This window comes from Mycobacterium tuberculosis H37Rv, assembly GCF_000195955.2.
GTDB lineage: Bacteria > Actinomycetota > Actinomycetes > Mycobacteriales > Mycobacteriaceae > Mycobacterium > Mycobacterium tuberculosis.
On sequence record NC_000962.3, the window covers coordinates 2692528 to 2713824 of the forward strand.

The following is a 21297-nucleotide window of genomic DNA, read 5'->3' on the forward strand; positions in this document are numbered from 1 at the left end:
TGAACTCGCCGAGCCTGGTCGATGTGCCTGGGCTGGTGCCCGCGATGCCCTTGGACGCGCTCCGGCCGGCGAGACAGCCGACGAGTGGCTTGGGCGAATGCGCCACGATGCGTCGGCCAGAGGCGGGTAACGAGAAGGTGGCGGTGATCTGGGAAAGCCTGGATGTCGTTCCCCCCGAGTCGCTATAGTCAACTGCGCCGATGGGTCAATGCTGGCCAGGCGATGCTCTGGTCGACATGGCTTAGCAATCCTGACATTTTGGAGGTGCCGGATGTCGTTCCTGATTGCTTCGCCGGAGGCGCTAGCGGCGACAGCCACATATTTGACAGGTATCGGTTCGGCAATCAGCGCGGCGAACGCGGTCGCGGCCGCCCCGACAACAGAGATCCTGGCGGCGGGGACCGACGAGGTGTCCACCGCCATCTCAGCGCTGTTCGGCGCTCATGCCCAGGCATATCAGGCGCTCAGCGCCCACGTGGCGGCATTTCACGACCAGTTCGTGCATACCTTGACCGCCGGTGCCGGCTCATACATGGCCGCCGAGGCCGCCGCCGCCTCGCCTCTGCAGGCTTTGCAGCTGGAGCTGCTCAACGCCATCAATGCACCCACCCTGGCGCTGTTGGGACGCCCGTTGATCGGCGACGGCACCGATGCGGCGCCGGGGAGCGGGGGGGCCGGCGGGGCCGGCGGCATCTTGATCGGCAACGGCGGGACCGGCGGCGCCAGCGACTTAGCCGGGACCGGCCGCGGCGGGGTCGGCGGGGCGGGCGGCGCCGGCGGGCTCTTCGGCATCGGCGGCGCCGGCGGGGGCTGCGGGTCCGCGGTGGCGATCGGGGGTGACGGCGGGGCTGGTGGCGCCGGCGGCGTGTTCAGCGGCGGCGGCGCCGGCGGGGCCGGCGACGCCATCGGGGGTAGCGGCGGCGCGGGCGGCACCGGTGGGCTGTTGGGTGGTGGCGGCGGCGCGGGCGGCGCCGGCGGCGCCGGCGGCAATGGCGGGGGCGCCAGCAACAGCGCAAGTATCGGGGGTGACGGTGGGTCCGGCGGCGCGGGCGGCATGCTCTACGGTGCCGGCGGCGTCGGCGGCAACGGCGGGGCCGCGGTCGCTATCGGGGGTGACGGCGGGGCCGGCGGCAGGGCCGGAGCGATCGGCAACGGCGGTGACGGCGGCAACGGCGGGACTTCCAACACCCCCGGCGGTAGCGGCGGCGACGGCGGCAATGGCGGGAACGCCGGACTGATCGGCAACGGCGGTAACGGCGGCAACGCCGAGATTGTCATCTCCGGCGGTAGCGTCGCCGGCACCGGTGGCAACGGCGGGTTGCTGTTGGGCTTCAACGGCACGAACGGGCTGCCGTAGCGGGCGAGCCCGCCGGCCTCTGGATCACGTCGATGTGACTTTGACCCGTTCCACGCCGGCATCGTCGACGCCCGATACGCCACCGGCAATCGGCGGCACCCGGGTGGCACGCACGTAGACGGTGTCACCCTCGCGTAGGGCCAGCGCCTCGGCATCGCCGCGGGTGATCTGGGCGGTGAAGGCCCCGCCGGTGGCCGCGCTGGTCAACTCCACGCGGACCTCGAAGCCCAGCACCACCACCCGATCCACAACAGCCCGTAGCACACCGGTGGACCCGGCGGTGCCGTCAGCGGCGGCCACGGCCATATTGGGAGTCCGGCCGACCCGGATGTCGTGCGGGCGCACCAGGGAGCCGTTCAACGTGGAAACCGCTCCCAAGAAGGACATCACGAAGGCGTTCGCCGGGGCGTCGTAAACGTCGGTCGGGGATCCGACCTGCTCGATACGGCCCTTGTGGAGTACGGCGATGCGGTCGGCCACATCCAGCGCTTCGGCCTGATCGTGGGTGACCAGCACCGTGGTGACATGCACCTCGTCGTGCAGGCGGCGCAGCCAGGCACGCAGCTCTTCGCGCACCTTGGCATCGAGTGCGCCGAACGGCTCGTCGAGCAGCAGCACCTCCGGATCGACCGCCAGCGCCCTGGCCAGCGCCATCCGCTGTCGTTGCCCACCGGAGAGCTGATTGGGGTAGCGGCTCTGAAATCCGCTCAGGCCCACCACCTGCAGCAGATTGTCGACCTTGGCCTTGATCTCGGCCTTGGGGCGCTTACGGATCTTCAACCCGAACGCCACGTTGTCACGGACAGTCAGGTGTTTGAACGCCGCGTAGTGCTGGAAGACGAATCCGATGCCACGCCGCTGTGGCGGCACCCGGGTGACGTCGCGGCCGTTGATCGTGATGGTTCCGGTGTCCGGTTGGTCGAGGCCGGCTATGGTGCGCAACAGCGTCGACTTGCCCGAACCGCTGGGGCCCAACAATGCGGTCAGCGAACCGGTCGGTACGACGAAATCCACGTGGTCAAGTGCGACGAAGTCGCCGTAGCGTTTGGTGGCGTCGGCCACGACGATGGCGTAGGTCATTTTCACCGTCTCCTTCTCAGCCCTCGCTGACCGCTCGTGCCCGGCGGGCGTCTAGCACCATCTGGACGATCAGCACCACCACGGAAACCGCCATCAGCAGCGTCGACAGCGCGTAGGCACCGTACTCGGCCCCACGGTGGTAGCGGTCGGAGACCAAGAGGGTCAGTGTTTGCGATGTCCCTGGAAGGTTCGACGAGACGATGATGACCGCCCCATATTCGCCGAGGGTTCGAGCGACGGTCAATACGATGCCGTACGTCAGGCCCCACCGGATGGAGGGCAGCGTGATTCGCCAGAATGTCTGCCACCAACCGGAACCCAGCGTCGCCGCCGCCTGCTCCTGGTCGGTGCCCAATTCGTGCAATACGGGTTCCACTTCGCGCACCACGAATGGACAGGTGACGAACATGCTGCCAAGCACGATTCCCGGCAGCCCGAAGATGATCTTGAAGCCAAGGTCCTGCTCGACGAAGCCCAGGGCGCCGGCCGATCCCCACAGCAAGATCAACGAGACGCCCACGATGACGGGTGAAACCGCAAAAGGCAGATCGATAATCGCCTGCAAGACGCCCTTGCCGCGGAACCGGTTGCGGGCCAGCACCAATGCCGTCGTGACTCCAAAGATCACGTTCAGCGGTACCACGATAGCCACCACCAGTAGCGACAGGTTCAGCGCTGATATCGCCGCCGGGGTACTGATCCAGGCGTAGAACTGGCCAAAGCCCGGTTCGAAGGTCCGCCACAGGATCAGCGCTACCGGAACGATCAACAGCACAAAGACGTACCCCAGCGCGACCGATCGGACGAGGTAGCGAGCCGCCGGCAAGGAGGTCATGCGGCCATCTCCTCACGTTTGGCCGCACGCGCGCCGACGACACGTAGGATGAGCAGCACAATGAACGAAATCGAGAGCAATACAACCGATATCGCGGCCGCTCCGGTGCGGTCGTCGTTCTCGATCAGGGTGCGAATCCATTGCGAGGACACCTCGGTCTTGCCCGGCACGGCCCCGCCGATCAGAACCACCGAACCGAACTCGCCGATAGCGCGCGAAAACGCCAGGCCCGCACCGGATAACAATGCCGGCGTCAGCGACGGCAACACCACCGAAGTGAAGATTTTGGCACCATTAGCGCCCAGCGACGCCGCCGCCTCCTCGGTCTCGCGATCGATTTCCAGCAGCACCGGCTGCACGGCGCGCACCACGAACGGCAATGTGACGAACGCCAACGCCACCCCAACACCGGTCGCGGTGTGTTGAAAATGAAGCCCCACCGGGCTGTTGTTCCCGTACAGTGCCAACATCACCAGGCTGGCGACGATGGTGGGCAACGCAAACGGCAGATCGATAATCGCATCGACGATCCGCTTGCCAGCGAAGTCGTCACGCACCAGCACCCAGGCGATCAGCAAGCCGAACACCAGGTTGATGACCGTGACTGCGGTCGAAATCGTCAGCGTTACCCGGAACGACTCCATCGCGGCATGCGACGAGACCGCCAGCCAGAAGGCCCGCCAACCACCGCCCGCGGCCTGCCAGACGATGGCGGCCAGCGGCAACAGCACGATCACCGAAAGCCACACCACTGCCATACCGACCCGAACGGAAGGGGGGCCCGCGGGGCCGGAAAGGCGCGCGCGGAACTGCGGCGCGCGGCGTTCGCCGACCAACGATTCCGTCATCCGGTGGCCCGCAGATAAATCTTGGTGATGCTGCCGGTCGCCTTGTCGAACAGCTGAGGATCCACGCTGCCCCAGCCACCGAGGTCGGCGATCGTCCACAGTTTCGCCGGCACCGGAAACAGGTCGGCAAAATCGGCGGCGACCGCCGGATCGACCGGCCGGAAACCGGCCTGCGCCCATAACTTCTGCGCCTGCACGGTGTACTGGAAGTTTCTGAATGCGGTCGCCGCTCCAAGGTGTGTGCTGGTCGCCACTACGGCCAACGGATTTTCGATCTTGAACGTCTGCGGCGGGGTGACGTGCTGCACCGGTTTGCCCGCCCGCTCGGTGGCGATGGCTTCGTTCTCGTAGCTGATCAACACGTCACCGCTGCCCTGGACAAAAACATCGGTGGCTTCCCGCCCCGACCCGGGGCGCAATTTGACGTGTTCATTCACCAATGTATTGACAAAGTCGATCCCCGCTTGGTTATTCCGGCCACCGTCACTTTTCGCGGCGTAGGGGGCTAGCAGATTCCACTTGGCAGAACCCGAACTCAGCGGACTGGGCGTGATGACCTCAATACCCGGGCGCAACAGGTCATCCCAATCTCTGATGTTCTTCGGGTTACCCGCGCGGACCACAAACGTCACCACCGACCCGAACGGGATGCCCTTGGTGGCATCGGCGTCCCAGTCCTTGTCAACCTTGCCGGCCTTGACCAGGCGAGCGATGTCCGGTTCGACCGAGAAGTTCACCAGGTCGGCCGGTTTACCGTCGGCAACACCGCGCGACTGGTCGGCCGACGCGCCATATGAGGTAATCACCTGGACTCCCCGGCCCTGTTCGGAAGCGTTGAACGCGGGAATCACCGCACTCCAGCCGGGTTCCGGGACGGCGTAGGCGACCAGGGTGATGCTCGTATGCGCACGGTCCGGTCCCGCACGGCCGACCACGTCGCTGGGACCGCCATGACACCCCACGCCGATACCGGCGATCAATGCGCACACCACCCCGGCAGGGATAATGTGCCGCCAGCGGGATGCGCTAGCGATGCAGCTCGCTTCAGAAAGCGTCAAGGAGAGCATTGGCGACCTTCCGGTGCGGGACTTTGGACAACGTTCCCGTAGCGGCGGAAAGGCGATCGCTGAACATTGCAGGACTCACGAACTCCACATCAGACCGCGCACGGGTGGGGAGTCAGCGACAACAGTGCAGGTTGGCCGCAGCGCCGCAAACGAGCGCGCCGACATAGCGCCCCGAAAAACCCGATGCTGCGTGCACGTGGCGAAGCCTAACAGAATTCGGCTGGCCGACCAGTTGGCGCGCAGCTCAATGGGTGAGAAGCCAGGTCACGATCACCAGCGCAACCAGCGTGACCAGAACCAACGTGACGTGCGACCTCGGCATCCGGGCTACCTGGGCGCCTGATCGGGGCGGCGGGCGCGGCGAATCAACTGAATGACCCGGCCGAGCAGGGCATCCAGCAATGCCGCGGTGAAATAGGCCAAAGCCAGCACGACCGGCATGACTGCCAACGCCTGCAGCGCGAACGGGAGTCCGGACAGCCACAGCTCGACGCCGTCCCACCAACTCAGGAACCCGTTCATCGGGCCCACACTATAGCGCCGGCAGGCAAAACCCCAGGTGTGTCGCGATTACGGTGACCGCCGACGCCAAACCGCGACACGGCACACGGCTGCTAGGCCCACCTGAGCACGCACCCAACTACGCCGGGCGCCGGGCGTGAAGTGGACGCCGAGCAAGTCGACAGATGATGATGTCGGCATGGTCCTGCACGCTCAACCCCCCGACCAATCGACCGAAACAGCCCGCGAGGCTAAAGCGTTGGCCGGGGCAACGGACGGGGCAACGGCCACATCCGCGGATCTGCACGCACCCATGGCTCTATCGTCCAGTTCGCCACTGCGCAACCCGTTTCCGCCGATCGCCGACTACGCGTTCTTGTCCGATTGGGAAACGACGTGCCTGATTTCGCCGGCGGGTTCGGTGGAGTGGCTGTGTGTGCCACGGCCGGACTCCCCCAGTGTGTTCGGCGCGATCCTGGACCGCAGCGCCGGCCATTTTCGTCTGGGCCCCTACGGTGTTTCGGTGCCTTCGGCGCGACGCTACCTTCCGGGCAGCCTGATCATGGAGACCACCTGGCAGACCCATACCGGCTGGCTGATCGTGCGAGACGCGCTGGTGATGGGTAAATGGCACGATATCGAACGGCGATCGCGGACCCACCGCCGCACCCCGATGGACTGGGACGCCGAGCACATCCTGTTGCGCACGGTGCGCTGCGTCAGCGGCACCGTTGAACTGATGATGAGCTGCGAGCCGGCGTTCGACTATCACCGCTTGGGCGCCACCTGGGAATACTCGGCCGAGGCTTACGGCGAGGCCATAGCCCGCGCCAACACGGAGCCCGACGCGCACCCGACGCTGCGGCTGACCACCAACCTGCGGATCGGGCTGGAGGGCCGGGAAGCACGCGCACGCACCCGGATGAAGGAGGGTGACGACGTGTTCGTCGCGCTGAGCTGGACCAAACACCCGCCGCCGCAGACCTACGACGAGGCCGCCGACAAGATGTGGCAAACCACCGAGTGCTGGCGGCAGTGGATCAACATCGGCAACTTCCCCGACCACCCATGGCGGGCGTACCTGCAGCGCAGCGCGCTAACCCTGAAGGGGTTGACCTACTCCCCCACCGGGGCGCTGCTCGCGGCGAGCACCACGTCGCTGCCGGAAACCCCGCGAGGCGAACGCAACTGGGACTACCGCTATGCCTGGATTCGCGACTCGACCTTCGCGCTGTGGGGGCTCTACACCCTGGGATTGGACCGGGAAGCCGACGACTTCTTTGCGTTCATCGCCGACGTGTCCGGCGCCAACAACAACGAACGCCATCCGCTGCAGGTGATGTACGGGGTGGGCGGTGAACGCAGCCTGGTCGAAGCGGAGCTGCACCATTTGTCCGGCTACGATCATGCCCGCCCGGTGCGCATCGGCAACGGCGCCTACAACCAGCGCCAACACGACATCTGGGGTTCGATCCTGGACTCGTTTTACCTGCACGCAAAGTCCCGCGAGCAAGTCCCGGAGAACCTATGGCCGGTGCTGAAGCGGCAGGTGGAAGAGGCCATCAAGCATTGGCGTGAGCCCGACCGGGGAATCTGGGAGGTGCGCGGCGAGCCGCAACACTTCACGTCGTCGAAGGTGATGTGCTGGGTCGCCTTGGACCGGGGGGCCAAACTGGCCGAGCGTCAGGGCGAGAAAAGCTACGCCCAGCAGTGGCGGGCCATCGCCGACGAGATCAAGGCCGACATTCTGGAACACGGGGTGGACTCGCGCGGCGTGTTCACCCAGCGCTACGGCGATGAGGCGTTGGACGCCTCACTGCTGCTGGTGGTGCTGACCCGATTCCTGCCGCCGGACGACCCGCGGGTGCGCAACACCGTGCTGGCCATCGCCGACGAGCTGACCGAGGACGGCCTGGTGTTGAGGTACCGGGTGCATGAGACCGACGACGGGCTTTCCGGCGAGGAAGGCACGTTCACCATCTGCTCGTTTTGGCTGGTATCGGCGCTGGTCGAGATCGGTGAGGTGGGCCGCGCCAAGCGGCTGTGCGAGCGGCTGTTGTCCTTCGCCAGCCCGCTGCTGCTCTACGCGGAGGAGATTGAGCCGCGGAGCGGGCGTCACCTGGGCAACTTCCCGCAGGCGTTCACCCACCTGGCACTGATCAACGCCGTGGTCCACGTGATTCGCGCCGAGGAGGAAGCCGACAGCTCGGGGATGTTTCAGCCCGCCAACGCCCCCATGTAGGACTTCCGATGCCGAGCAGACGCAAAATCGCCCAAATTCGGGCCGAAATGGGCGATTTTGCGTCTGCTCGGCAAGCGTCAACTCAATTCGCTGATCCTGTCCATCATCGCGTGTGCGATATCGACGGCGCTGGTGCTGATGTCGGCCGACCCCTGATCCGACGGGTGGGTGATGCCAAAGAAGGTGACCGCGACCTCGACCACGCAATTGCCCCGTACGCCGACGGCACGGGCCTGAGGGACGGACGCCAGTATGGAGTGCGTGCCGCGTCGCAGCGAGACCGTTGCCGCGACAACTGAATCCGCAACCCGGACGTCGGTGATGGAGCGTTGACCGAACGCGCTGGCGGGCACCGTCAGCGTTGTGCCATCACATTCCTTCCACTGCGCAGAAAACCTCGCGAACAGATCATCGGCGGCTGCCGCGGAAGGCAGGGCGACGACACCCTCATCGACGTCATCCACCTTCACCGAGGAACCGTCGTGTCGCCACGACACCCGGGCGACGCTTTTGACCTCGACGGACCGGTAAACGTTCCGCTGCGTCAGGTAACCGACGCCCACGCAGTCAGCGGGCCGAGCCGATACATCACTGTCTCCCAAACTGTCGCTGCCCCCGAACACCGGCGGGAAAGGTGGAAGGGCCTGAAACGGCTGGTTGAGGAGCGTTGACAGCGCAGCGCCGTCGAGCGGTACCCGCTGGATCAGTGAACCCATCAGCGGACGCGGCACTGCGTTCGGCGCCAGACCTGCTTTCCCGGTCGTCGTTGTGGTGCACCCGGCAGCGAGGAACACGGCAAACAGCGGAACCACCCAGCGCCAGCGGTTTGTCACTTCTTGCCTTTGTCCCCGGCGGCATCGGTGGACAATGCCGCGACGAAAGCCTCCTGTGGCACCTCGACGCGCCCGATGGTCTTCATCCGCTTCTTGCCTTCCTTCTGCTTCTCCAGCAGCTTGCGTTTGCGCGTGATGTCGCCGCCGTAGCACTTGGACAACACGTCCTTGCGGATCGCGCGGATGTTTTCGCGGGCAATGATTTTCGATCCGATGGCGGCCTGCACCGGCACCTCGAACTGCTGGCGCGGGATCAGCTCCTTGAGTTTGGTGGTCATCTTGTTGCCGTAGGCATACGCCGTGTCCTTGTGCACGATCGCGCTGAACGCATCCACCGCCTCGCCCTGCAGCAGGATGTCGACCTTGACCAGCGCGGCCTCCTGTTCGCCGGCCTCCTCGTAGTCGAGGCTGGCATAGCCGCGGGTGCGCGATTTCAGTGCGTCGAAGAAGTCGAAGATGATCTCGCCGAGCGGCATGGTGTAGCGCAGTTCCACCCGCTCGGGGGAGAGATAGTCCATGCCGCCCAACTCGCCGCGGCGCGACTGGCACAGCTCCATGATGGTGCCGATGAACTCGCTGGGCGCGATGATGGTGGTCTTGACGACGGGCTCGTAGACCGTGCGGATCTTGCCCTCCGGCCAGTCCGACGGATTGGTCACCCGGATTTCGGTGCCGTCGTCTTTGTGCACCCGATACACCACATTGGGTGAGGTCGAGATCAGGTCCAGGCCGAACTCGCGCTCAAGGCGCTCACGGGTGATCTCCATGTGCAGCAGGCCCAAGAAACCGCACCGGAACCCAAAACCCAGCGCCACCGAGGTTTCCGGCTCATAGGTCAAGGCCGCGTCGTTGAGCTGCAGCTTGTCCAGGGCGTCGCGCAGGTTCGGGTAGTCCGAACCGTCGACCGGATACAACCCCGAGTAGACCATCGGTTTGGGCTCACGGTAGCCGGTCAACGCTTCGGCGGCAGCCCCGCGGGCCCGGGAGAGGCTGGTCACGGTGTCGCCCACCTTGGACTGGCGGACGTCCTTGACGCCGGTGATCAGGTAACCCACCTCGCCGACACCGAGGCCCTCACACGGTTTCGGCTCGGGTGAGACGATGCCGACCTCAAGCAGCTCGTGGGTGGCGCCGGTGGACATCATCATGATGCGCTCACGGGGGCTGATCTTGCCGTCGACGACGCGGACGTAGGTCACCACTCCGCGGTAGATGTCGTAAACGGAGTCGAAAATCATTGCGCGGGTAGGTGCCTCGGCGTCGCCCTGAGGGGGCGGCACCTGTCGGACCACCTCGTCGAGCAGGTCGGACACGCCTTCGCCGGTTTTGCCGGACACCCGCAACACCTCGGCCGGCTCGCAGCCGATGATGTGTGCCATCTCGGCGGCGTAACGGTCCGGGTCGGCCGCGGGCAGGTCGATCTTGTTGAGCACCGGGATGATGTGCAGGTCGCGGTCCAACGCCAGGTAGAGGTTCGCCAGCGTCTGCGCCTCGATGCCTTGCGCGGCATCGACCAACAGCACCGCACCCTCGCAAGCCTCCAGCGCACGCGAGACTTCGTAGGTGAAGTCGACATGGCCCGGGGTGTCGATCAGATGCAGCACGTAGTCGGTCTTGTCGACCCGCCAGGGTAGCCGCACATTCTGGGCCTTGATGGTGATGCCGCGTTCCCGCTCGATGTCCATCCGATCCAAGTACTGGGCCCGCATAGAGCGTTCGTCGACCACGCCGGTGAGCTGCAGCATCCGGTCGGCCAACGTTGACTTGCCGTGGTCGATGTGGGCGATGATGCAAAAGTTCCTAATCTGCGCCGGCGCAGTGAAGGTTTTGTCGGCGAAACTGCTGATGGGAATCTCCTGGAGCGGGGGTTGACGGGTATCCAGGGTATCCGCGTCGGGCAGCTGCGACCCAATCGCGCTCGGTCGATCGCGTCTATGCTGCGAGCATGGCGTCCGCACGGAAGTCACAGTGGAAAACGTTGCAGCGCTTCGCGGAGAACCTGGTGTTCACTGAGGCTCCTAAGCTGGTGCGTCACCTGCAAAACACGCAGGAAACGCTTCGCACAATCCGGCAAGCCGTCAAGATCACCGCGAACATCATGACCACCGCCGTGCCGTCGCCACCGGCCGAAATTGCCGCGGGCCGGCCGGTGACCAGCACCAGCTGTCCCACCGCAGCGCGAGCCCGCAGACTTGTCTACGCCCCGGACCTCGATGGCCGGGCCGATCCCGGCGAGATCGTGTGGACTTGGGTGGCCTACGAGCAGGACCCCACCCGCGGCAAAGACCGACCCGTGCTCGTCGTGGGCCGAGACCGCAGCGTTCTGTTGGGGTTGCTGGTGTCCAGCCAGGAGCGCCATGCTGCCGACCGGGACTGGGTGGGAATCGGTTCTGGCGCTTGGGACTACGAGGGCCGAGAAAGCTGGGTACGGCTGGACCGGGTGCTCGACGTACCCGAGGAGAGTATCCGCCGCGAAGGCGCGATTCTGGAACGCGAGGTCTTCGACGTGGTAGCCGCCCGGCTGCGTGCCGACTACGCCTGGCGCTAAACCGGGCCGGGCGGCCAGCGCAATCGGCTGGGCAACGAGCCCCGATCAGGCCCCAATCAGCCCCGCCTGGCGACGACGCGGGCCGCCCAGCGGCCCGCTGAGGAGCCGGGCAGTCAGCCCCGCCCGGCGACGATGCGGGCCGCCCAGCGGCCCGCTGAGGAGCCGGGCAATCAGCCCTGAGTGATGTAGGACTGAAGCTGCTGCTGCTCGGCCTCGAGTTCTCCCATGCGCGATTTCACCACGTCACCGATGCTAACGATGCCGATCAGTTTCTTCCCGTCGAGCACCGGCACGTGGCGGACCCGGTTTTCGGTCATCAGCACACTGATCTTGTCGACCGTGTCGGATTTTGTACAGGTGGCGACGGTGGTCGACATAATCTTGGCGACCGGGCGAGACAGCACGCTGGCACCATACGTGTGTAGCTGGCGCACCACGTCGCGTTCCGACACGATACCGACCACGCCTTCGGCGCCGACCACTACCATGGCGCCGATGTTCTGCTCAGCGAGGCCAGCGAGCAGCTCCCCGACCGTGGCGTCGGGGTTGATCGTCACCACCGCCGCCCCCTTGTTCCGCAAGACGTCCGCGATGCGCATCAAGGCCTCCCGCCGGTGGTGAGCTGGTTCACACCAGGCTACGGCGAACTCGGGCGGCGGGAAAGCCGATACCGGAATATGCGGCATCTAGCACCCGAACCCGCAGGTGCCCGGCGGTCGGTAGCTGCGTAGCCCGGGCAGGAATTCGGCCGCCGACAACGCCCATGTCGGCCGCATCCTCGAGGCTAAAACTCGTTGGCCATCAGCCGAATCGGTCGATCGGGGCCGCTGGATCCATCGAGCTTGTCAGGATAGGGCCATGCTTGAGATCACGTTGCTCGGAACTGGGAGCCCCATTCCCGACCCGGACCGTGCCGGACCATCCACTCTGGTGCGGGCCGGCGCGCAGGCGTTCCTGGTGGACTGCGGTCGCGGCGTGCTGCAACGCGCGGCGGCCGTCGGTGTGGGCGCCGCAGGATTGTCGGCGGTGCTGCTCACCCATTTACACGGCGACGTGCTTATCACCAGTTGGGTCACCAACTTCGCTGCTGATCCCGCGCCCTTGCCGATCATCGGACCGCCGGGCACCGCCGAAGTGGTGGAGGCGACGTTGAAGGCATTCGGTCACGACATCGGCTATCGGATCGCCCACCACGCCGATCTGACGACACCACCACCGATCGAGGTGCACGAATACACCGCAGGCCCAGCTTGGGATCGCGACGGCGTGACAATCCGGGTGGCCCCTACCGATCATCGGCCGGTCACGCCGACGATCGGATTCCGGATCGAATCCGACGGTGCTTCGGTGGTGCTCGCCGGTGACACCGTTCCTTGTGACAGCCTCGACCAGCTGGCCGCCGGAGCGGATGCGTTGGTACACACGGTGATCCGCAAAGACATCGTCACGCAGATCCCGCAGCAACGGGTCAAGGACATCTGCGATTACCACTCGTCGGTGCAGGAAGCCGCCGCAACCGCGAACCGCGCAGGGGTGGGAACCCTGGTCATGACGCACTATGTGCCGGCTATCGGGCCCGGACAAGAAGAACAGTGGCGGGCGCTGGCCGCGACCGAGTTCAGCGGGCGGATCGAGGTCGGCAACGACCTACACCGAGTCGAGGTGCACCCGCGGCGCTAGCACGCCAGCTATGACCAACCAGCCCCGACACCAGGGCGATCGATAAGGCAAGAAGTAGATCGCCCGAACCAGCGCCGGGTCCGTGCTGACCCTCGGGCGCCACACGGTCTTGCCCAGCAAACCGGTCAGCCCGGACGCTCCCGCCCGCCACGGTGCCGCCGGCCAACGCCGATCGTCGAACCCCACCCGGTCACTGAAAGCTGCCGCAGGCGGTTGGCTGATGCAACACCGCGGTGGCAATACGTGCAGCGCGACCGGCTCATCGCGGATCTACGGCGCAACCGCGGTGATCGGCGTCACGCCGCGGGTGCGACCCCCACGGGACCCCGGTTCCCACTGCTGTTTGGCGGTGAATCGCTGACACCGTGGACGGCGCCCAGCCGCGGCTGTTCGCGGTGGTGCAGCCGACCCGATTTCACGGAAACACAGGCTGTCATCAGCGAGGGAAACTATTCGCCGTGCAAAGCATTTCCATGGCGCCACACCGATAGCCGGCTTGTGCTGATCGCACGTCCCGATATCTTATGCAGTCGCGGTCCGGAGGCAATGCGGGCCAAAGCCGCCGATTTGGACTTGGCTGCGGCGGCAAAGACGGTCGGAGTGCAGCCCGCCGCCGATCAGGTGGCGGCGGCAATTGCCGCAATATTGCTGTCACACGCCCAGATCTACCAGGACATCAGCACACAGATGGCGGCATTCCACGACCAGCTCGTAGAGAACCGCACGGCAGATAGCACGTCGTACGCCAGCGCCGAGGCCAACGCCCAGCAGAGCCTGCTCAATGCGATGGATGCACCGAGCTGGCAACAGCGCCGAGAAACCGTCGGCGAGGTGGGGCTCCCAGCGGACCCAGCGGGATCCGGCACGGCGACGGCGGCAGTGGCGGCGGCGACGACGGCGCGGGCAGGAAGCCGTTCGGCCGCCCAGGCAACCGTGGCGCCTATCGGCGGGCTGAAACTCCGCCGCGAATCTGCGCTAAGCCAGCCGGGTGATCTCCACCACCACGTCGAGGTCGGTGACGCCCTCCCCAGAGTAGATCCCTTTCAGCGGGGAAACGTCGGTGTAGTCGCGGCCTACACCCACACTGATGTATTGCTCGGTGATCTCATTGTCATTGGTGGGGTCGTAGTGCCACCATCCACCGGTCCAGGCCTGAACCCAGGCATGGCTGCGCCCGTCTACCGTCTTTCCCACCACGGCATCACGCTTAGGGTGTAGATACCCAGACACGTACCGACAGGGAATTCCCATGCTGCGCAACACCATCAGCGACAAGTGCACGAAGTCCTGGCAGACGCCCTTGCCTTGTTCCAGCGCATCGAGCCCGGACGAGTGCACACTGGTGGTGCCCGGAATGTAGTCCAGCTCGCTGCGCGCCCACCGGGCGGCGGCGACTACGGCCTCGCTGGGCTCATGGCATTTCCTGATCCGCCTGCCGACGGCATCAACGCGGGCGCTTGCCGGGGTGTGCGGGGTTGGGCGGAGCACTTCGTCGAACCTGTCGATCACGGCCGTCGATTGCAGGTCGGCCCAGGTTGCCTTGGCGGCCAACGGCTCCGGGCGCTCGGTCTCCACCACCGACGAGGACGTCACCGTCAGTTCGGTGTGCGGCGCATGCAAGTCAAACGCCGTCACGGCAGTACCCCAATAATCGATATAGCGGTAGGAGCGGGTGGCCGGGATGGTTTCGACTCGGTTGAGGACGAGGTTCTGCCGCGAACTCGACCGAGGGGTCAGCCGGGCTTCGTTGTATGAGGCCGTCACCGGCGACTGGTAGACATATCCGGTGGTGTGCACCACCCGGGTTCGCCACATCAGGATTCCTCTTGGCTTCCGACGAGTTGGCCACGCTGGCCTGCATCCGACCACGCAACCCAGGGAGCTGCGTGAAAGTACTGCAGCGCCAATGCATCTCCGACATCACGACAGGTCGTCTGCAAGCCCGCCAGGCGGCTCTCCAAGGTCTCGAGCAGGACGCCGGGTTGCACGAATTCCAGCTCGCTGCGTGCTTGCCCTAACAACCGCTGTGCTTCGGTGGTCGCCCCGATCCGGCTGTGCGGATTGTGCATCAACTCGGCGAGATTGTGTTCGGCCAGCTTCAACGAGTGAAAGACCGAGCGCGGGAAAAGCCGGTCGAGCATCATGAACTCCACCACCCGGCCCGCGTCCAGCACACCGCGGTAGGTGCGCAGGTACGTGTCGTGCGCACCCGCCGAGCGCAGCAGCGTCACCCAGGCCGGCGACGATGCGCTATCCCCCACCCGTGACAGCAACAGCCGCACCGTCATGTCGACCCGCTCAATCGCGCGCCCAAGCAACATGAAGCGATATCCGTCGTCACGCAAAAGCGTCGAATCGGCCAGGCCGGCAAACATCGCCGCACGGCCCTCGATGAACGACAGAAACTCGTGCGGCCCAAGGCGTTTGGCAGCGCGTTCGCGTTCAGGCAGGGCGTTATAGGTGGTGTTGAGACACTCCCACGTCTCGCTGGAGGTGACTTCCCGCGCCGATTTTGCGTTTTCCCGTGCCGCCGAGATCGCGTCGACAATGGAAGAACCACCCTGGCTATTGGTGCTGAAAGCCACCAGGTCCGTCAAGGACCAGACATCCAGCTCGTGGTCGGGCGGCTCGATGCCCAGCACCCGCAGCAGCAGCCGGGAGGCCTGGTCGGGATCGACACTGGAATCCTCGAGCAATTGATGCACCGCGACGTCGAGAATGCGCGCGGTGTCGTCGGCGCGCTCGACGTAGCGACCGATCCAATACAGTGCTTCGGCGTTGCGGGCGAGCATCAGTGGAACGCCTGCTGTTGTTGTTGCTGCTGCTGTTGCGGTTGTTGGTCGTGCGGTTCATACCCGGACGCGTCCACCGTTGGGTCGCACAGCGGCTGCGGCAGCGAACGCACAATCTGTGCAGCGCCCAACTCGCGGGCGGCCGCCGAAGCGCGCGGGGCCAGCACCCAGGTGTCCTTGGAGCCGCCGCCTTGGCTGGAGTTGACCACCCGGGAACCCTCAACCAACGCCACTCGGGTCAGCCCGCCCGGCAGCACCCATACCTCGTTACCGTCGTTGACCGCGAACGGCCGCAAGTCCACGTAGCGGGGCGCCAGCGTGCCTTCGATCCGGGTCGGCACGGTCGACAGTTCCATCATCGGCTGCGCGATCCAGCTGCGGGGATCGTCGCGGATCTTTTGGCTAACGGCCGCCAATTCGGCCTGAGAGGCTTCCGGGCCGAACACGATGCCGTAACCACCGGATCCCTCGACCGGCTTGAGGACCAATTCGCGGATCCGGTCCAACACCTCTTCGCGTTCGTCATCCAGCCAGCATCGGAGGGTTTCCACGTTCGCCAGCAGCGGCTTTTCGTGGAGGTAGTACTCGATCATGGTCGGCACGTACGTGTAGACGAGTTTGTCGTCACCGACTCCGTTGCCGATCGCACTGGACAGCACGACGTTGCCGGCCCGGGCAGCGTTGACCAATCCGGCCACCCCGAGCACCGAATCGGCACGGAACTGCAGCGGATCCAGGAAGGCGTCATCAATGCGCCGATAGATGACGTCGACCTGGCGCTCCCCCTCGGTGGTGCGCATGTATACCTGGTTGTCTCGACAGAACAGGTCGCGGCCCTCGACCAATTCGACACCCATCTGCCGGGCCAGCAATGAATGCTCGAAATACGCCGAGTTGTAGACCCCAGGGGTCAGAACCACGACCGTGGGGTCGGCCTCGTTGGTGGCCGCCGAGTTGCGCAGCGCGCGCAGCAGGTGCGAAGCGTAGTCATCGACCGCCCGCACCCGATGGGTGGCGAACAGGTTCGGAAAGACCCGCGCCATGGTGCGCCGGTTCTCCATCACATACGACACCCCCGACGGCGAGCGCAGGTTGTCCTCGAGAACCCGAAAGTCGCCGCGGTGGTCGCGGATCAGGTCGATGCCGGCGACGTGGATTCGCACACCGTTGGGTGGCACGATCCCGACTGCCTGACGGTGAAAGTGCTCACAGGAGGTCACCAACCGGCGCGGGATGACACCGTCGCGCAGAATCTCCTGATCACCATAGATGTCGTCGAGGTAGCACTCGAGGGCCTTGACCCGCTGGGTGATGCCACGTTCCAGTCGGGTCCACTCGGGGGCCGAAATGACCCGTGGCACCAGGTCGAGCGGGAACGGCCGCTCCTGGCCCGACAGCGAAAACGTGATGCCCTGGTCGATGAACGCACGCCCCAGCGCATCAGCGCGGGCCTTGAGTTCGGACGCGTCCGACGGCGCCAGCTCAGCGTAGATACCTTTGTAGGGGCCGCGGACAATGCCCTGGGCATCGAACATTTCGTCGAAGGCCATCGCATAGACGTCCGACGTGTTGTAGCCGCCGAAGATGCGTTCGCCGCGTGTGGGCGACCGCCGCCGGGTCTCGTTGAGTTGGTTTGGCAGACTCACGCGTCTCATGCTGCCTCAAATTCGACATTCCGGCAGACCACAGATTCCGCTTTTGGGCGAAAACGTAACCGACTGATAACCTGGGCAGCCGAATCACACCGACAAAGGGAACTTGCACGTGGCCAACATCAAGTCGCAGCAGAAGCGCAACCGCACCAACGAGCGCGCCCGGCTGCGCAACAAGGCGGTGAAGTCCTCGCTTCGTACCGCTGTCCGTGCCTTCCGCGAAGCTGCCCATGCAGGCGACAAGGCAAAGGCCGCGGAACTGCTGGCGTCGACCAACCGCAAGCTGGACAAGGCGGCCAGCAAGGGCGTGATCCACAAAAACCAGGCCGCCAACAAGAAGTCGGCACTGGCCCAGGCGCTCAACAAGCTCTGACAGCCACCTGCCGACTCATCGGCCGCGGTCGGCCACCAACTCGGCGACCTGCCGGACCGCGGATTCCAGCGCGTAGTCCGCATCCGCGACGGCGCCCTTGACGTTAGCATTGAGTTCGGCCACCAACCTCATCGCGGTCGCCACCGTGTCACGCGACCACCGCCGAGCCTGCTTCTGGGCTTTCTGCACCCGCCAGGGCGGCATCCCCAGTTGTGCGGCCAGGCGGTACGGGTCGCCGGACTGCGGCCCGACCCGGCCGATGGTGTGCACGGCTTCGGCGAGCGCATCGGCCAACACCACTAGCGGCTCACCGCGCATCATCGCCCACCGCAACGCTTCGGCAGCTCCCGCCACGTCGCCGGCTACCGCCTTGTCGGCGATGTCGAAGCCCCTCACCTCGGCTTTGCCGCTGTGATAGCGCCGTACAGCGGCGGCGTCGACGGCTCCTCCGGTATCGGCGACCAGCTGTGAACAGGCCGAGGCGAGTTCGCGCACGTCGGAGCCGACGGCGTCCAGCAGGGCGGTCACGGTCTCGTCGTCGACCTTGACCCGCAGCGACGCGAACTCGCTACGGATGAAGTCGGCGCGCTCACTGACCTTGGTGATCCGCGCGCACGGATGAACCTGCGCACCCATCGACCGCAGCTGGTTGGCCAGCGATTTGGCGCGCCCGCCACCCGAGTGGACCACTACCAGCACGGTGCCGGCCGGAAGATCGGCGGCGGCCGACTCGATTACCGCGGCAGCGTCCTTGCCCGCCTCCGCAGCGGCCCCCAGCACAACGATCCGCTCCTCGGCGAACAGTGACGGGCTCAGCAGTTCGGCGAGCTCATAGGCACCGACGTCACCCGCGCGCATTCGGCTCACCGGGACGTCGGCTGTACCTGCCCGCTGCCGAGCCGAGCGCAACACGTCGGCCACCGCCCTTTCGACCAGCAGTTCTTCGTCTCCCAGGACCAGGTGCAACGGCTTAGCCTCGCTCACCCCACGATGGTGTCACGAAGGGCCGACCAGCCCGGACAGCGACCAGGCAAGCAGACATATGACGGCCACCGCCATCGTTTTGCACATGGCCGCGCGAAACCAGCGCCAGCGCCACTGCGCAACCGTGAACACGGTGGCGCCACCGACCAGCAGTACGCCGGGCAGACCTGCGGCCACCGGAACGGTCGCCGCGGGCACACCCGACGCCCAATGCGCCACGCGCAACACCCACCACACTTCGGGCCCGGTGAACCGGATCAGCACCTGCGCGCCGGCCGGCCACGGCACGACCAGCACGGCCGCAACGCTGCCCAGCACGGTGATCGGCGCGATCACGGCCGCCACCGCCAGATTGGCCACCACGGCCACCAGACTGACCCGGCCGGAGATGGCGGCCACCAGTGGCGCCGTCACCAGCTGCGCGGCCGCCGCGACTGCGAGGGCATCGGCCAGCACCTTCGGACATCCGCGGTCGACCAAGCGGCGTGACCAAACCGGCGCGATGACGACCAGTGCACCCGTGGCCGCCACGGACAGCGCGAAGCCGATGTCCACAGCAAGATGGGGAGCGGCAGCCAGCAAAACCAGCACGCTACCCGACAAAGCTGGAATCGCCTGCCGCCGGCGCGCAGACAGCATCCCCACGAGGGCAATGGCGCCCATCACAGCTGCCCGCAACACGCTGGCCGTCGGCTGCACCAGGATGACGAATGCCACCAACGCGACGGCCGCGCACACCACGGCCGCACGCGGTCCGATCAACCGTGCCGAAACCAGCGCCGCCGCACACACGATCGTGACATTGGCCCCCGAGACCGCCGTCAAGTGCGTCAGGCCCGCCGCACGGAACTCGCGGCTGGTTAAGGCGGTGACCGTCGAGGTATCGCCGAGAACCAGGGCCGGCAACATCGTGGCCTGGTCAGCGGGCAGCACCTCACGAACCGCGGCCGCGAATCGATGGCGGACGATGTGAGCGGCGCGGTGTACCGGGCCGGCACGGCCCACGGTCGGCCGACCGGTCGCATTGAACACCGCGACCGTCAGGTCGTGACGCGCCGGGCGACTGATACGCGCGCGGAACTGGACGGGCTGTCCGACCATCAGCTCGCCGAAGTCCAGCGCTCGCGCGAAAACCACTACCCGGCCGGATGTCTCGTCATCCCGCAGCCGTTGAACCGTCGCCCGGAACATCAACCGGCCCCGCCCCAGCGACACTGGGCTCTCGCTGGGGGTGACCGTGACCAGCGCGGAGGTGCCAAATGCCACGGTGATTGGGTGGCGATCGACCGCCTCGGAGCGCAACGCGACCGCAAGCCCGTACCCCGCGCCCACCATACCGACCGCGACCAGGCCGGCGCTGATCGAACCCAGTCGCGGAGCGTGCCACGACCGGCGCGCCACACACCACCACAGTGCGCCGCCGCCGAGGGCCACCACGACGCAGCACAAGGCACACACGTTGCCGATCGGCCACACGATCCCGGCCGCCGTCACAATCCAGCTGACCAGCGCCGCCGGGACCAGGCGTACGTCCAAACGGGACGCGCCGAAGCCCATATGGCGCACCGGTATCAGACACGGACCAGATTGCGCCGCTTGTCCAGCCGCGCCGGACCGATGCCGTCGACGTCGGCAAGCTGGTCGACGCTGGTGAACCTACCATTGCGCTGCCGCCACGCCACAATCGCTGCGGCGGTGACCGGCCCGATGCCGGGCAGGGCGTCCAGCTGCTCCACGGTCGCAGTGTTGAGGTCGAGCACCTCAGCTGTCTTAGGAGCTGTCTTAGGGCCTGTCGTGGCTGTGCCCGAGGTACCCGCCGGTCCCGGCGTCCCCGCACCGACCGAGCTGCCCAGCACCCTCGGCTGTCCCGAGGGCGGAGCTAGCCCGACCACGATCTGCTCACCGTCACCAAGCTGCCGAGCCATGTTCAGTCCGACGGTGTCCGCGCCGTCTACCGCTCCGCCGGCGGCCTGTAGCGCATCGGCGATCCGCGCGCCCGGCGCCAGGGTGACGAGTCCTGGGGTGTGCACCAGGCCAACCACGCTGACCACCACCGGCAGGCCGGAACGGTCCGGCGAGCCCGGGCTTGCCGACGACCTAGGGTTCGTCGGCGAAACCGGCTCTACCGGAGGAAGTTTGGCTGACATTACCGGCTCAGTCCGGTCGCGGATCAAGGTGAATACCGTCACCAGCACCGCGAGGGCGGCGATCACCGCCAATGCGACGGCGCCGGCACGGCCCGGATCTGCGCGTATCCTGTCCGCCCAACCTTGCCCACGGGAAGTGTCGGGAAGCCAGCGCGGCAGCAGCGAGTTCGGATCGTCGCGTGGCTCGTCGTGGTCTGGACCGTCGTCCGTTGGATCGTGTGGCTCCGGGTCTAAGTGTGCAGATGCGGCGTGCGAGTCGATATCCGGGACGGCACCGAGCCGCCTTTGCAGTCGCTCGGCGGGCAGTTCTGTTCGCATGGGCCGACCGCAGCTGCGGGGACCGCCAGAACCGGCGCGC

22 protein-coding genes are annotated in these 21297 nt (G+C 66.2%); 8 read left to right on the forward strand and 14 right to left on the reverse strand.

The features are described from left to right. The first annotated feature begins 23 nt into the window (after positions 1-23). Positions 24-188 (forward strand): acid and phagosome regulated protein AprB, encoded by a 165-nt coding sequence (gene aprB, locus Rv2395B; protein ID YP_007411092.1) that lies wholly within the window; start codon positions 24-26, stop codon positions 186-188. A gap of 83 nt (positions 189-271) precedes the next feature. Next, positions 272-1357: an acid and phagosome regulated protein AprC gene (gene PE_PGRS41 / locus Rv2396; RefSeq protein ID YP_177878.1), complete on the forward strand. Its 1086-nt coding sequence runs from the start codon at positions 272-274 to the stop codon at positions 1355-1357. Positions 1358-1381: 24 nt separating this feature from the next. On the opposite strand, the gene cysA1 is transcribed toward PE_PGRS41, so the two are convergent. The 4 genes from cysA1 to subI are packed head-to-tail and all read right to left on the reverse strand — an operon-like array spanning position 1382 to position 5187. Next, a complete protein-coding gene (gene cysA1 / locus Rv2397c) occupies positions 1382-2437 on the reverse strand; it encodes a sulfate ABC transporter ATP-binding protein CysA (RefSeq protein ID YP_177879.1) in 1056 nt (351 codons plus the stop codon). Between the two features lie 16 nt (positions 2438-2453). Next, positions 2454-3272, reverse strand: coding sequence for a sulfate ABC transporter permease CysW (cysW, locus tag Rv2398c; protein ID NP_216914.1), 819 nt, complete (start codon positions 3270-3272; stop codon positions 2454-2456). Beyond that, positions 3269-4120: a sulfate ABC transporter permease CysT gene (cysT, locus tag Rv2399c; protein ID NP_216915.1), complete on the reverse strand. Its 852-nt coding sequence runs from the start codon at positions 4118-4120 to the stop codon at positions 3269-3271. Before cysT ends, cysW begins: the two co-directional genes overlap by 4 nt. Beyond that, positions 4117-5187 carry a sulfate ABC transporter substrate-binding lipoprotein SubI gene (subI, locus tag Rv2400c; protein NP_216916.1) on the reverse strand — a complete coding sequence of 357 codons (1071 nt, stop codon included), beginning with the start codon at positions 5185-5187 and terminating at the stop codon, positions 4117-4119. Before subI ends, cysT begins: the two co-directional genes overlap by 4 nt. 13 nt (positions 5188-5200) lie before the next feature. Between subI and Rv2401 the strand changes: the two genes are divergently transcribed. Beyond that, a complete protein-coding gene (locus tag Rv2401; protein NP_216917.2) occupies positions 5201-5530 on the forward strand; it encodes a hypothetical protein in 330 nt (109 codons plus the stop codon). Here Rv2401 and Rv2401A read toward each other — a convergent pair. Further along, entirely contained in the window at positions 5515-5718 is a 204-nt protein-coding gene (locus Rv2401A) for a membrane protein (protein ID YP_177670.1), read from the reverse strand. The two genes, Rv2401 and Rv2401A, sit on opposite strands and share 16 nt — an antisense overlap. A 283-nt stretch (positions 5719-6001) precedes the next feature. Here Rv2401A and Rv2402 point away from each other — a divergent pair, with 283 nt between their 5' ends. After that, positions 6002-7930, forward strand: a complete 1929-nt coding sequence (locus tag Rv2402) for a trehalase (protein ID NP_216918.3) — start codon at positions 6002-6004, stop codon at positions 7928-7930. Positions 7931-8007: 77 nt separating this feature from the next. Here the strand turns inward: Rv2402 and lppR are convergent, their stop codons facing one another. After that, positions 8008-8763, reverse strand: coding sequence for a lipoprotein LppR (lppR, locus tag Rv2403c; RefSeq protein ID NP_216919.1), 756 nt, complete (start codon positions 8761-8763; stop codon positions 8008-8010). Further along, on the reverse strand, positions 8760-10721 hold the full coding sequence (gene lepA / locus Rv2404c) for a GTP-binding protein LepA (protein ID NP_216920.1): 1962 nt from the start codon (positions 10719-10721) through the stop codon (positions 8760-8762). Before lepA ends, lppR begins: the two co-directional genes overlap by 4 nt. Before the next feature lie 20 nt (positions 10722-10741). On the opposite strand from lepA, the gene Rv2405 reads away from it, so the two are divergent. After that, entirely contained in the window at positions 10742-11311 is a 570-nt protein-coding gene (locus Rv2405; RefSeq protein NP_216921.1) for a hypothetical protein, read from the forward strand. A gap of 170 nt (positions 11312-11481) precedes the next feature. Here Rv2405 and Rv2406c read toward each other — a convergent pair whose 3' ends face one another. Then, positions 11482-11910: a hypothetical protein gene (locus Rv2406c; protein NP_216922.1), complete on the reverse strand. Its 429-nt coding sequence runs from the start codon at positions 11908-11910 to the stop codon at positions 11482-11484. 259 nt (positions 11911-12169) lie between these two features. Here Rv2406c and Rv2407 point away from each other — a divergent pair, with 259 nt between their 5' ends. Together Rv2407 and PE24 are read left to right on the forward strand one after the other, a co-directional pair. Continuing rightward, positions 12170-12991: a ribonuclease Z gene (locus Rv2407; protein ID NP_216923.1), complete on the forward strand. Its 822-nt coding sequence runs from the start codon at positions 12170-12172 to the stop codon at positions 12989-12991. 243 nt (positions 12992-13234) lie between these two features. Beyond that, complete coding sequence (PE24, locus tag Rv2408) at positions 13235-14209, forward strand: PE family protein PE24 (RefSeq protein ID YP_177880.2); 975 nt, start codon at positions 13235-13237, stop codon at positions 14207-14209. Here PE24 and Rv2409c read toward each other — a convergent pair. Genes Rv2409c through Rv2411c form a run of 3 tightly spaced genes read right to left on the reverse strand, consistent with a single transcriptional unit; the run spans position 13967 to position 17438 of the window. Then, the gene (locus Rv2409c; protein ID NP_216925.1) at positions 13967-14806 is read right to left on the reverse strand and encodes a hypothetical protein; all 840 of its coding nucleotides are present in this window, start codon (positions 14804-14806) and stop codon (positions 13967-13969) included. The two genes, PE24 and Rv2409c, sit on opposite strands and share 243 nt — an antisense overlap. Beyond that, positions 14806-15783, reverse strand: a complete 978-nt coding sequence (locus Rv2410c) for a hypothetical protein (RefSeq protein ID NP_216926.1) — start codon at positions 15781-15783, stop codon at positions 14806-14808. Before Rv2410c ends, Rv2409c begins: the two co-directional genes overlap by 1 nt. Next, on the reverse strand, positions 15783-17438 hold the full coding sequence (locus Rv2411c) for a hypothetical protein (RefSeq protein NP_216927.1): 1656 nt from the start codon (positions 17436-17438) through the stop codon (positions 15783-15785). Before Rv2411c ends, Rv2410c begins: the two co-directional genes overlap by 1 nt. Positions 17439-17547: 109 nt before the next feature. Between Rv2411c and rpsT the strand changes: the two genes are divergently transcribed. Then, positions 17548-17808, forward strand: a complete 261-nt coding sequence (gene rpsT / locus Rv2412) for a 30S ribosomal protein S20 (protein ID NP_216928.1) — start codon at positions 17548-17550, stop codon at positions 17806-17808. A 15-nt stretch (positions 17809-17823) separates the two neighbouring features. Here the strand turns inward: rpsT and Rv2413c are convergent, their stop codons facing one another. Genes Rv2413c through Rv2415c form a run of 3 tightly spaced genes read right to left on the reverse strand, consistent with a single transcriptional unit; the run spans position 17824 to position 21257 of the window. Then, complete coding sequence (locus Rv2413c) at positions 17824-18774, reverse strand: hypothetical protein (RefSeq protein NP_216929.3); 951 nt, start codon at positions 18772-18774, stop codon at positions 17824-17826. Between the two features lie 30 nt (positions 18775-18804). After that, entirely contained in the window at positions 18805-20349 is a 1545-nt protein-coding gene (locus Rv2414c; RefSeq protein NP_216930.1) for a hypothetical protein, read from the reverse strand. Between the two features lie 14 nt (positions 20350-20363). Then, the gene (locus Rv2415c) at positions 20364-21257 is read right to left on the reverse strand and encodes a hypothetical protein (protein ID NP_216931.1); all 894 of its coding nucleotides are present in this window, start codon (positions 21255-21257) and stop codon (positions 20364-20366) included. Positions 21258-21297: the final 40 nt, after the last annotated feature.